The 12592-nt window shown below is 44.5% G+C and carries 8 protein-coding genes; 3 read left to right on the top strand and 5 right to left on the bottom strand.

All coding sequences use genetic code 11. The features are described from left to right. Nucleotides 1–1989: an excinuclease ABC subunit UvrB gene (uvrB, locus tag AE2B122_RS07915; RefSeq protein WP_095218506.1), complete on the bottom strand. Its 1989-nt coding sequence runs from the start codon at nucleotides 1987–1989 to the stop codon at nucleotides 1–3. A gap of 171 nt (nucleotides 1990–2160) precedes the next feature. Continuing rightward, entirely contained in the window at nucleotides 2161–3750 is a 1590-nt protein-coding gene (locus AE2B122_RS07910) for a peptide chain release factor 3 (RefSeq protein ID WP_095218507.1), read from the bottom strand. A 251-nt stretch (nucleotides 3751–4001) separates the two neighbouring features. Here AE2B122_RS07910 and AE2B122_RS07905 point away from each other — a divergent pair, with 251 nt between their 5' ends. After that, on the top strand, nucleotides 4002–4496 hold the full coding sequence (locus AE2B122_RS07905) for a PTS glucose transporter subunit IIA (RefSeq protein ID WP_095268483.1): 495 nt from the start codon (nucleotides 4002–4004) through the stop codon (nucleotides 4494–4496). Nucleotides 4497–4611: 115 nt separating this feature from the next. Next, the gene (locus AE2B122_RS07900) at nucleotides 4612–7815 is read left to right on the top strand and encodes a DEAD/DEAH box helicase (protein ID WP_175073668.1); all 3204 of its coding nucleotides are present in this window, start codon (nucleotides 4612–4614) and stop codon (nucleotides 7813–7815) included. 33 nt (nucleotides 7816–7848) lie between these two features. On the opposite strand, the gene AE2B122_RS07895 is transcribed toward AE2B122_RS07900, so the two are convergent. Further along, on the bottom strand, nucleotides 7849–8643 hold the full coding sequence (locus tag AE2B122_RS07895) for a sporulation protein (RefSeq protein WP_175073667.1): 795 nt from the start codon (nucleotides 8641–8643) through the stop codon (nucleotides 7849–7851). 239 nt (nucleotides 8644–8882) lie between these two features. On the opposite strand from AE2B122_RS07895, the gene AE2B122_RS07890 reads away from it, so the two are divergent. Continuing rightward, nucleotides 8883–9707 carry a lipid II flippase Amj family protein gene (locus tag AE2B122_RS07890; RefSeq protein ID WP_175073665.1) on the top strand — a complete coding sequence of 275 codons (825 nt, stop codon included), beginning with the start codon at nucleotides 8883–8885 and terminating at the stop codon, nucleotides 9705–9707. A gap of 85 nt (nucleotides 9708–9792) precedes the next feature. Here AE2B122_RS07890 and AE2B122_RS07885 read toward each other — a convergent pair whose 3' ends face one another. Together AE2B122_RS07885 and AE2B122_RS07880 are read right to left on the bottom strand one after the other, a co-directional pair. Beyond that, a complete protein-coding gene (locus AE2B122_RS07885; protein ID WP_175073663.1) occupies nucleotides 9793–10986 on the bottom strand; it encodes a PDZ domain-containing protein in 1194 nt (397 codons plus the stop codon). 112 nt (nucleotides 10987–11098) lie between these two features. Next, nucleotides 11099–12532 carry a S41 family peptidase gene (locus AE2B122_RS07880; RefSeq protein WP_254593454.1) on the bottom strand — a complete coding sequence of 478 codons (1434 nt, stop codon included), beginning with the start codon at nucleotides 12530–12532 and terminating at the stop codon, nucleotides 11099–11101. Between the last annotated feature and the right edge of the window lie 60 nt (nucleotides 12533–12592).

Genomic DNA, 12592 nt, shown 5'->3' with positions numbered 1-12592 from the left:
TCACCCTTCCACTTTTAGTTCCAATACAAGATCACGAAGCTCGGCAGCGCGCTCGAAATTGAGATCGCGTGCAGCCTGTTTCATTTCTTTTTCCATCTCGGCTATGACTTTTTCTTTTTCTTTCTTCGTAAGCTTCGTCAAGTCCGGTGTATCTTTCTTATTCGTTCCAGACTCTTCGGAACTAATCGTTGCCTTGATGACATCCCGCACTTCTTTCTGGATGGTCCGCGGCGTAATGCCATGCTCTTTATTGTAAGCGATTTGGATCTCACGGCGTCGCGCCGTCTCATCCATCGCTTTTTGCATGCTATCGGTAATTTTATCGGCATACATAATGACATGCCCGTTTTCGTTACGAGCTGCCCGACCCATTGTCTGAATTAATGAACGCTCGGATCGCAGGAAGCCTTCCTTATCCGCATCAAGAATGGCTACAAGGGATACTTCCGGAATATCCAAGCCCTCTCGCAGCAAGTTGATTCCGATGAGTACATCATACTTTCCAACGCGCAAATCACGAATGACTTCAATTCGTTCAAGCGTCTTTATTTCTGAATGCAAATACGCCACTTTAATACCGATATCCTTCAAATAATCGGTTAAATCCTCGGACATCTTTTTCGTCAGCGTCGTGATTAGTACACGCTCATTCTTTTCGGTCCGCTTATAAATTTCACTGATAATATCGTCAATCTGTCCTTCAATCGGTCGAATGTCGATTTCCGGATCTAGCAATCCTGTCGGTCGGATGATCTGTTCGATCATTTCCGGTGTGTGCTCGATTTCATAAGGACCAGGTGTTGCAGATACATAGACAAGCTGTTCTGTTTTCTTCTCAAATTCCTGGAATGTGAGCGGCCGGTTATCCATAGCTGATGGCAGACGGAAGCCATGATCAACGAGCACCTTTTTCCGTGCTTGGTCACCATTATACATTCCCCTTATTTGCGGCAGCGTAACATGGGACTCATCCGCGACAACGATGAAATCATCGGGGAAGAAGTCCAGCAGCGTATAAGGTGTGGCTCCCCGTTCGCGGAAAGTAAGCTGAGCTGAGTAGTTTTCAATACCTGAACAAAAACCCATCTCCCGCATCATTTCCAAGTCGTAGTTCGTCCGCTGCTCTAATCGCTGTGCTTCCAGCAGTTTGCCTTGCTCCTTGAAGACTTTCAGCTGATCCTCGAGCTCTTTCTCAATATTGACAATTGCCTTCTTGAGATTCTCTTCGCGTGTTACGAAGTGGGAAGCAGGGAAAATAGCGACATGCTCCCGGTCCCCGATGATTTCGCCTGTCAGGGCGTCCACTTCACGAATCCGATCGATTTCATCCCCAAAGAACTCAAAGCGGATGCAATGTTCTTCCTTTGATGCCGGAATGACTTCAACTGAGTCCCCGCGAACACGGAAGGTTCCGCGCTGGAAATCAATATCATTCCGTGCGTATTGGATATCAACTAGGTTACGAAGAAGAGCATCTCGATCCTTCTCCATACCGACGCGCACAGACAGCACCTGGCTCTTATATTCCTCCGGGGAACCCAAGCCATAGATACAGGACACACTTGCCACAATCAATACATCATTGCGTTCAAATAGCGCAGATGTAGCGGAGTGGCGCAGCTTATCAATCTCATCATTGATGCTTGCGTCCTTCTCGATGAATGTATCTGTCTGTGGTACGTATGCTTCCGGCTGATAATAATCGTAATAGCTGACGAAATATTCCACTGCATTGTTCGGGAAAAATTCCTTAAACTCACTGTACAGCTGACCAGCCAATGTTTTATTGTGTGCAATGACAAGTGTCGGTTTGTTTATTTCCTTCACCATGTTCGAAATGGTGAACGTCTTACCGGTACCAGTCGCGCCGAGAAGTGTCTGATGACGCTTGTTTTGGTGGATGCCGTCGACTAGGGCGTCAATCGCTCTCGGCTGGTCACCCTGCGGCTCGTATTTGGATACTAACTCAAACGTTTCCTTTTCTTTCAATGCCAAATTCCTCCGTTCTGTATACTAATGTCATCATAGCATAAAATATATAAAAACACGAACAAACATTCGTTTAAAATTCCACATACCTGCTAGTATAGATGTTTACCTAATATACGAAACATAAACAAATAGATAGCAAAAAGCCGCCAAAATTTGACGGCTTTATTATTAGTTAGAAGCTTGGTCGTATTGGTTGACCTCAAATAGATCAATCAAATCGACTTTCGGATTTTTATCCGTGAACCAGCGGAGGGCGAAATCATTCTTGAACAATGCCAAGTACTCCCCTTCGCGATCCTGTGCGAGCAGACTGCGCTCATCAAATAAGCGTTCATCCACTTGCTCGGCCTTTAGCCAGCGAGGGATGCGTTCTCCCATCGATTCCAATACCACTTCTACATTATACTCGTTTTTCATTCGATATTCGAATACTTCGTACTGAAGCTCTCCGACTGCACCTAAGATATAGCTGTTGTCGCGTTTTCCGCGGAACAGCTGGATTGCTCCTTCTTGAACAAGCTGCTCGATACCTTTCTGAAACTGCTTGGCTTTCATAACGTTCTTGGCGGTAACTTTCTTGAACACTTCCGGCGGGAATTGCGGCAGTTCATCGAATTCAAAATTTGCTTTCCCTTCGATGAGTGTGTCCCCAATTCGGTAAATGTTTGGATCATAAATACCAATAATATCTCCAGCATACGCTTCTTCGACCGTATCACGGGAGGATGCGACGAATTGCTGTGACTGGGAAAGTTTGATCGGCTTCGCTGAGCGGGAGAGCTGGACGCTCATACCACGCTCGAATTTACCTGAGCAGACCCGCAGGAATGCAATCCGGTCACGGTGAGCCGGGTTCATGTTCGCCTGAATCTTGAAGATGAATCCGGAGAACTCTTCCTTCTCAGGCGATACGATACCTTCTGTCGTACGACGGCTGCCTGGCGCAGGTGCAAGATTAACAAACGTATCAAAGAATGTCTGTACTCCGAATGGCGCAAGTGCGCTGCCGAAGAAGACAGGCGTCTGCTTACCAGCAAGGACGCGATCCATTGAGAATTGATCGCCAGCCTCTTCTAATAGCTCCAGCTCACCTTTTGTATCTTCAAATGTAGAATCACCCGTTAAATCAGCATACGCTGGATCATCCAGCTGGTCATAAGGAATGAATGTTTCTTCCTCATTTCCGTTAAAGCGGACAAATTGCTTGTTGTATCTATCGAAAATACCTAGGAAACGCTTGCCCATTCCTGCTGGCCAGTTCATTGGATATGTCTCGATATCCAATACACTTTCGATTTCCTCCAAAAGCTCCAGCGGCTCTCGCCCTTCTCGGTCAAGCTTGTTAATGAAAGTAAAGATCGGAATACCGCGCATACGACACACTTTGAATAGTTTCAATGTCTGTGCTTCGATCCCTTTTGTCGCATCGATGATCATGACAACACTATCGACAGCCGTCAGTGTGCGATACGTATCTTCACTGAAATCTTCGTGTCCTGGTGTATCCAGGATATTTACTTGATAATCTTTATAAGGGAAATTCATTACAGACGATGTAACGGAAATTCCGCGCTGCTTTTCGATTTCCATCCAGTCAGATGTAGCGAATTTGCCTGATTTCTTTCCTTTTACCGTACCTGCAGTACGAATCAGATTCCCGAAAACGAGCAATTTCTCAGTCATTGTCGTCTTCCCGGCATCCGGGTGGGAGATGATAGCGAAAGTCTTACGTTTTTGTACTTCTTGTTTTATTTGCATCGGTTCATTACCTACCGTTCTATTATCATTCGTATAGCCTGATTGTCTTTGTGATTGATTTCTTATATCACACTGCGTCAAACCTCATTTCCGCTCTAAAAATCAGTCTTTCTCTACTATACCTAATGTTAGCGCTTTTAGGCAATATCCAACTGACTGGATGTTTTTCATTGACCCGCAGGGAGAAAACGCTTTAATATGATACTAATAAGATTTTCATCAAAACGATCTATTCCGAGGAGAGACATAATATGCTAAAGAAACTATTCGGTAAAAATATTACGGAAGAAAGTTTTGTAAGCCCTGTCAATGGAAGAGTAGTCCCGCTGGAGGAAGTGCCTGATCCAGTGTTTGCCGAGAAGATGATGGGTGATGGTATCGCTATCGAACCATCAGATGAGACAATCGTCAGCCCTATTGATGCAGAAGTTGTCCAGGTGTTCGAAACAAAGCATGCCATCGGCTTGAAAACGCAAATGGGATTGGAACTGCTTCTCCATATCGGTTTGGATACTGTCAATCTGAAGGGAGAAGGCTTCGAGACTTTTGTAAAAGCAGGCGATAAAGTCTCTGCTGGTGATAAACTCGTCACCTTCGAAAAAGCATTCATCGAAGCAAATGCGAAAAGCAGCATCACTCCAGTAATTATCACCAATTATGAAGCAAGCCAATATACATTGGAAGCACTCTATCCGGATCAAGCTATCGCTGGAGAAACGCAGATATTCCAAGTCAAAAAGAAATAAATTGAAATGGCAGCCATGTGCTGCCGTTTTTTATTTTGCCCTGTTAGGGAAGGCTATAGCTATATCTGTTATAATGATAGGATAATGATTTTTTTAGACTGGAGACTGGGCTTTCATGCAATCTTATTTTCTCGACAAACAAGATATCATCAAAGTGACAGGTGATCGATTCTACCGAAGAGGATTGGACTATGTCAATAAAGGGCGCGTACAAGGGCTAAGCTTCACGCCATCCATCAATCAATGGAAGGCTGTTGTTCGTGGCACAGAAAACTATCCTGTACGGATTTTCTTCTTTGAAGATGACGATCTCGATGGTGTCTGCAGCTGCCCTGCCTATCACACCCATTATACGTGCAAGCATATCGCTGCCGTCCTGATCGCAGTCAGCCGGAACCGTTTCGACAGTAACGGGTACACAGTTACGGAAGAAACAGCTGCACCGACAGCAGCTCGTCAAACCGATTTTACTGATCGTCTTGTGCAAGCTTTCGTATCTCCTTCCGAACGCCTGACATCCAAGCCTCCGGAAACATTAAGGCTGGAGTACAAGGTCGAACAGCGCTTTATGCAAACGAACGGCAATACAGTATTTGAGGTCGAACTGAAGGCTGGTACTGCCCGCACCTACATCGTGCGCCTGGCTGAGGACTTTCTTCGAAGTGTACTGCATCAAACCCGCTATCAGCTGACACCGAATTTCGCATTCGATCCTCGTGTACATATTGTTACACCCGAGGACAAAGCTATCCTGGAGCGGTTGCTGGAAGCTTGTGAAAACAGTATGATCCATGATTTCACAGCTTCTTCCCTCCAGTCGGAGAAACGTGCGATCAAGCTAACGCCTTCCTTAGCCAAGAATTTGCTGCCGCAGCTTGCAGATGCAGGAGCCTCGCTCCACTTACTGCATACTGACCCGATGGACACATTCGAAGTAAGCAGTCAGCCAGCACGGCTGGACTTTTATTTGTCTACCGATGAAGACGAAATGCTGCAGCTAGGAGTGCAGGATATCGCGGCTTACGAATATATCAAAAACTATCATTACTTAGTGAAGGATGACACGCTGTATCCTGTACCTCCCGATCAGCGGGAATTGGTAAAAGAACTGTTCACCATTCTTCCCTATCGGCATGATACACCGCAGACCGTATCAGATAAGAACGTCGACCGTTTTGTGTCTCAGGTTGTTGGCAAGCTGGAACAAATCGGCCATGTACATGTCGCTGAAACAGTTCGCAGCAAAATTGAAATGGCTCCTCTTGTCGCAAAAGTCTTCCTGGATGAAACGGACGATGTACTGCATGCCAGCGTATCTTTCCATTATGGGGATCATGTCATCCAGCCAGGACAGCAACAGACAGACATGCCAGTTATCAAGCGCCAACCAGCCAAAGAAGATAGAGTTCTTCAGCAATTGCATGCTGCTGGATTCCGCTTTTCAAAAGGCCGCTTCCATTTGCTTAATGTAGAGTATATGTATCTGTTCCTTCATGAGCATCTGCCAGCTTTACAGGAAACTGCTGAAGTATATATTTCCAATCGAGTGCAAGCCATGCAGGCAGATGATCAGCATGAGGTATCCTCTTCCGTCAGACTGCAGCAGGAAAAGGGAATGCTCGAGATCAGCTTTGACGTTTCTGGTTTATCAGAGGCGCATATTAGTAATGTGCTGCAGGCGATGGTAGAGAAGAAAAGATATTACCGTATCCCTGATGGTGCTTTGCTCGATTTGGAGCAGGAATCCATGGAGGACTTCCAAGACTTTCTGGAACAGATGCAAATTAAAAAGAACCAGCTGAATAATCAGCAAATTTTCGTACCTATTGCCCAAAGCATGCAGGTAGAGGAGTCTCTGCGCGGAGCTGAAATGGAAGCTGCATTCCGCACACTGATTGAGCGGCTTCGCCACCCAGAACAGATTGATTTTGACTTGCCATCCGGACTGCGGGCAACGTTGCGCGATTATCAGCTGACCGGCTTCAAGTGGATGAAGACACTCGCTTATTACGGACTAGGCGGTATTCTAGCCGATGATATGGGTCTCGGGAAAACATTGCAGACGATTTCTTATCTCACGTCCGAACGAGAAGCCAATCCAGCATCACGCCCAGCGTTGATTGTCGTGCCTTCTTCCCTGCTTTACAACTGGCAGAAGGAATTCGAAAAATTCGCTCCAAACATGCGTACACTTGTTATTTCCGGCTCGGCAGCGGAACGTCAGGATCAGCTTTCTCAGCTGGAAGAGCATGATATTATCATTACGTCCTATCCTTTATTGCGGATTGATCATCATGTGTACAGCGGGCAAGTATTCGATAGTCTGATATTGGATGAAGCGCAGGCAATCAAAAACCATGCAACTCAGACCGCCAAAGCAGTCGGACTGATTCAAGCAGGTAAACGATTTGCACTGAGTGGAACCCCAATTGAAAATAGGCTGGAAGAACTATGGTCGATTTTCCATACTATATCACCTGGTCTATTCCGGAGCCGAAAGTCATTCACCGATATGGAACCGGAAAAAATTGCACGAATGACACGTCCATTCATTTTAAGACGAGTAAAAACAGAAGTGCTGCACGAACTTCCAGAAAAGATCGAGACAACGAATTATTCAGATCTTACGCAGGAGCAAAAAGAAGTCTATGTGGCTTATTTAGATCGAATCCGCAGGAAGATTGATCAGACGATTGCTGAAAAAGGCTTCGATCGCGGCAAACTGGAAATACTGGCTGGGCTGACACGATTGCGCCAAATCTGCTGTCACCCATCACTATTCATCGAGAATTACAGTGGCCAATCAGGTAAATTGGAGCAGCTGCTCGAGGTTATCCGAGAGCTGAAACAAAGTAACAAACGATTCTTGATCTTCTCCCAGTTCGCGAGTATGCTCGGAATCATCCAGCAGGCACTGGATGATACGGACGTATTTTATCTAGATGGCAGTACACCTGCCAAAGAAAGAATGCGGATGGCAGAAGCATTCAATGAAGGAGAAAAAGACGGCTTCCTGATCAGCTTGAAGGCTGGAGGAACAGGACTGAATCTGACAGGCGCAGATACAGTCATCCTCTTCGATTTATGGTGGAATCCAGCCGTAGAAGAGCAAGCAGCCGGACGTGCACATCGCATCGGACAAAAAAATGTCGTTCAAGTTATCCGCCTGCTTTCGCGCGGAACAATCGAGGAACGCATCTTTGAATTACAGCAGCGTAAACGAGCGCTTGTTGATCAAATCATCCAGCCTGGTGAAACGATGCTTAACACACTTTCAGAAGAAGAAATACGCAGCCTGCTATCCATGCAGGATGAATAAGAAAGGATCAAGCCAGCTGGCTTGATCCTTTTTTTATAATACAGATTGGATTATTTCATCAAACTTATCACTCACGAGACTTCTATTATTCAAAATCTCTTCTTTCTTGAAAGTAACGCTTCCTCTATGTTCGTCTAAGTTCAAATTTTCCACCAATGAAGAAAACATACCTTTACTTCGCTTATCTATCTCAAAGTAAATTGTCGCCTCATGCTCGTCCTGCAGGATATAAACCTCCAGTTCATCGAGTTTCTTTAAGTATCTTCCATGTGTAGGAATAAATTCGTACTGCTGGATATACGGTCTAGCTATTTTGATTCCGTATGGCGGCTTCTGGTTTTCCATTTGTCTGAATCTGAATCCGATTACCTTTATCGCATCGATGATATTTTCATGTACATCTGTCGGCTCAATCGATATATGGTCTACGTCACTTAAATCAACTGCGTTCTTCACGTCTACATCCGTATCGATCCAGACCGGCGGCACATTTTTGAAGGTCTTAGGATCCTGCATCGTAATTGGTGTATCCAAAGGAATTCGAAAAGCGAACGGAATCTCTTTTCTCTCCCCTTTTGAGATAATAAATGGCTCATTCACTTTATGCGTATACACAACTGCCTGAGACAGACGGTCACTATCTTCATGTCCGTACACCGTCATAAGTTTCAGTTTGATGGAGTCAATCTCTTGATCGGTAACGCCGCCCTTAATCTCAACGACACCATCCAGAATCTCTCCCTGCACGAAATAATTATTCCTGATCTTTGTATCCACCTTAGCAGAACCAATTCCAACGCTAGCAATCAATTTATTAAAAATAGACATACAATCACCTCATATTATTGGTTAGACTGTATACGCATGGTGTGAAAAATAGTTTCACTTAACTTGTGATCCAGTCAGCATCAACGAAAACAGAGTGATCCAGATTTCTACTCTTCGTCGTTGCTTAAAAAAATAAGGAATATTTTACTTTTTATGGTACTATCAATACTAGTACTTCTCACTTAAGACCAGGATAGCTTAATAGAATACTGGACAATTTATAAAAAGAAGGTAACGCAATGGAACTTATAACCGAAAAATTACTGTTTATCGCTTTGTTTATTTTTATCATTCATTCTATAGAGACACTCGCTTATGCTGTAAGATTATCTGGTGCAAGAGTTAAAATGATCGCATCAGCTTTATCACTCTTTAACATAATGGTCATATTCTCAAGAATGGCGAATATGATGCAGCAGCCATTCACAGGCAGTCTGATTGATACGGTAGATTCGGTACCCAAAGAAACTGCATTAGAAATTGCAGAAACGCAATTTCGTATCCTTATAGGTGCATCAACGATCGGAACAGCGTTCGGTATCATTTTACTTCCTACCTTCATTGCACTATTCTCTAGAGCAATCATTCATTTATCGGAGGAAAAAGGCTCTGTTCCATCTTTAATGAAGAGGATTTTTTCATTACAGTACATAAAACGTGGCGTAACGCATTTTAGTCTTCCGAAGTTTTCCTATTTGCGGGAAACGAAAGTAAAGGATATTCCAATAAGACTCTTTTTCGTAAATATGATAATAACCGCAATCTACACTATCGGTGTGTTTGCTGCTTTATACGCATCCTTATTAGCTCCAGAACGAGGGACTACGGCAATCATGGCATCAGGATTGATAAATGGAGTAGCGACCATACTATTGGTTGTCTTTATTGATCCAAAGCTATCTGTCATAGCAGACGATGTCGTGAATGGAAGAGGAAGTTATAATAAATTAAAAAGCATGTCACTAATGATGGTAACGTCCAGGCTGTTGGGAACATTGCTTGCTCAAGTATTCTTTATATGGGGAGCAGAATACATAGCGTGGTTCACAAAATTCATTGCGTAAGTGTTATTCCTTTACCGAGCTTAAAAAAATAAAAGCCCACTTAACTGGAATCAGCTAAGTGGGCTTTTATTTTTAATTAACGGGATTAACTGCTAATAGGCACAGCTTTCTTATGCTGTTCCTGAACAAAAATGATACCAAGCTCATGCGGCTCGCCTTCATACATGGCGCGCTGTTTAATCCGTATTTCACCTTGTTCATCCCGGATTTCCATTTTGCAATATTGACTGTTAGATTGTACTGCTTCATAGAATGCTCGTTCCGTCGCTACACGGACGCCATTCACTTTTTCAATTTGTTCACCCGGCAGCAGACCAAGCCTGTCAGCTGGACTTTCAGGAATGACAGCAAGAACAAACATCCCACTGCTGCTCTCCGTGTAATACATCGCACGTTTGCGATCTTTGTTCCGGAAGGAGAGCGTGATGGCCTCTCTGCCAATAAGTGCGATAATGAAAGCTGCAATCGCGAAGTAATAGGAGTACATACTTGCCAAGCTTACTGCAAGAGTAAGCAGCGCTAGTAGTAAGACCATCTTCCCTTGTTTACGAGCCTCAATGAATGCAGGACGGCCTTTTGCAAAACCATCTACACCAGTCAGCAGCGGAACTAGCAGCAGTCCATAGCTTGATCCGTTCAGATGGAAGAAAGGCCACCATGGAGCGAATGGCTCAATTGCGCCCGCTGGCACTAACAAGAAGAATGGAATGAACAGCAGCTTACGGAAACGGTGTTGACCGATCCAACGACCGCGCGGACCTTTCACCAGCTCTGGTAGCGTATCCTCTTGTTTGGTTGTAAGCAGCAGCACAGCTTCTGCCAGCATAACGATGCTCATAATAATCGCAAAGCTGATCCAATTAAGACCTGACAAGTTATCTGCCCATCCATTCGGCAAATAATCAGCAGCGTATGGCGCTGCGCCCAAAGCTAGCAGAAAACTGAATCCAAATATATAAGCTGATGACAGCCATGTGAAACGGAGCAGCAGCGTCAGCAAAATCGTAACAGCGCTGACTAAGAATACAACAGCGGGCGCAATGACGATTCCCGCTCCTACACTCACAGCAGTAAGCAAAAGTCCGAAAATGAGCGACAGAACCCATGTGCCTGTCCACTCTTTGCCGAAACCAAATACCTTCGTACCAAAGTTGTTCCGCTCTTTTCTGATTCTGCGGTTGGAAACGAACAGAGTCAGCAGCACTGCCCAATAAAGCAGCGGATTTAAAAAGAAGTTTCCGATCCCATAAAGCAGTTCGGTCAACCAATCATTCACCATTATGTGTCTCTCCCTATAAACCAACTCTTATGTATATTGTCTATTCTAACATGATACTCCCTGTTTTCCTATGCCAATAGAAAAAGCCTCCCGTATGAAGGGAGGCTTCGTTTTAATTAGCAAAGAGCTCCTGCAGCGCTTTGTCCATTTGGTTATCATGCTTGCCGTCACGTACCTGCTCGATGATTTTCGTTTGAAGCAAATCTGCTGTTTCTTGATCAACTTCACCTGTGCCTTGCAAATCATTATCCTGCTGGAACTGCTTGACTGCTGTTTCCGTTTTCTCGTTGAAATAACCGTCTTTACGGCTCGGGTCATATCCGAGACCGTCCAGCATGATTTGCAAATTCTTGATCTTGTCATTGTTATCATTGAATGCCAGCTTCTCATTTTCATCCAATTGGATTGGAGAACTATAGAAGTACTCTGGCTGATTAACTTCAACAGTTGGCTTGATACCTTTTTCATGGATCCAATCTCCATTCGGTGTCAGCCATTTGTATAGAGTCAGTTTGAGCATGGACTCATTCTCCAATGGTACGGTTTGCTGTACAGTACCTTTTCCGAACGTCGTTTTCCCAATCAGCTCGTAATCGCCTGCCTGATTCATTGCACCTGCAAGAATTTCGGAAGCGGAAGCACTGCCTTCATCAATCAGGACATTGATTGGATAATCCTTCTTCTCTTTCAATTCGGTATGAAACTCCTGTTTCTCACCGTTCTTATCTTCAATCTGCAAATATGGTTTATCACTTGTCACAAAGTTCTTCAGAATATCTTCTACAGTTGTCAGAATTCCACCTGGATTACCACGGACATCAATGGTCAAACCCTCGATACCTTCTTGCTCAAGCTTATCTAGCGCCGTCTTGAATTCATCAGCTGTGCTCTCGGAGAATGATGTAATTTCTAGGACACCAGCTTTTTTGCCGTCCACTTCTTTTGTATCCGCATAGACAGTTTCAACTGGAATTTCATCCCGGGTTACATCGATCTTCAATTCTTCGGAAACACCTGGTCTCTTGACGGATAATGTAACAGTTGTCCCTTTTTCACCGCGGATTTTATTTACTGCTTCTTGCAGATCCAACCCCTGTAAGGAATCCCCATCCACTTCAAGCACTTGGTCGTTCGGCCGTAAACCGGCATCCTCTGCAGGTGAATCCTTAATTGGTGCAACAATTGTAACCTGTTTTTCCACCATACTCACCTCTGCACCGATACCCTCAAATGAAGATTCCAGCTGCTGATTCAGCTGCGTTGAAGACTCTTCATCTAGGAAGGAGCTGTACGGATCATCCAGTGTTTCCAGCATTCCCTGAATTGCGCCGTCCTGAAGCTGCTGTGCATCTGGTTTGGCCAATGCATTATCCTTAATAAGCTGGTAAGCGTTCTCCACCTCAGTTAGACCACTCGTATCTTCTGAAGCAGATTGGATACCAGTCCCCTTCTTATCTACATATGATGTAAAGGCATAACTTCCCCCTGCCCCAACTACCAATGCCACAATGATTGCTATTATCAACGTCGCTTTTCTAATCTGCACGTTCGCCTCTCATCCTTTCTCCACTTGTCCAATCCGTTAATTCTACTATTATGCTAAACT

This window comes from Terribacillus sp. AE2B 122 (genome assembly GCF_902497585.1).
GTDB classification, from domain to species: domain Bacteria; phylum Bacillota; class Bacilli; order Bacillales; family Amphibacillaceae; genus Terribacillus; species Terribacillus saccharophilus_A.
Note: the sequence above shows the minus strand (reverse complement) of the source record. Positions and strands in the feature narration are given on the sequence as shown.

Bases quoted from the DNA above. Each gene is read 5' to 3' on its own strand.
- AE2B122_RS07900 (WP_175073668.1), top strand. From the start codon at position 4,612: ATGCAATCTTATTTTCTCGACAAACAAGATATCATCAAAGTGACAGGT.
- AE2B122_RS07890 (WP_175073665.1), top strand. From the start codon at position 8,883: ATGGAACTTATAACCGAAAAATTACTGTTTATCGCTTTGTTTATTTTT.
- AE2B122_RS07885 (WP_175073663.1), bottom strand. From the start codon at position 10,986: ATGGTGAATGATTGGTTGACCGAACTGCTTTATGGGATCGGAAACTTC.
- AE2B122_RS07895 (WP_175073667.1), bottom strand. From the start codon at position 8,643: ATGTCTATTTTTAATAAATTGATTGCTAGCGTTGGAATTGGTTCTGCT.
- AE2B122_RS07905 (WP_095268483.1), top strand. From the start codon at position 4,002: ATGCTAAAGAAACTATTCGGTAAAAATATTACGGAAGAAAGTTTTGTA.
- AE2B122_RS07910 (WP_095218507.1), bottom strand. From the start codon at position 3,750: ATGCAAATAAAACAAGAAGTACAAAAACGTAAGACTTTCGCTATCATC.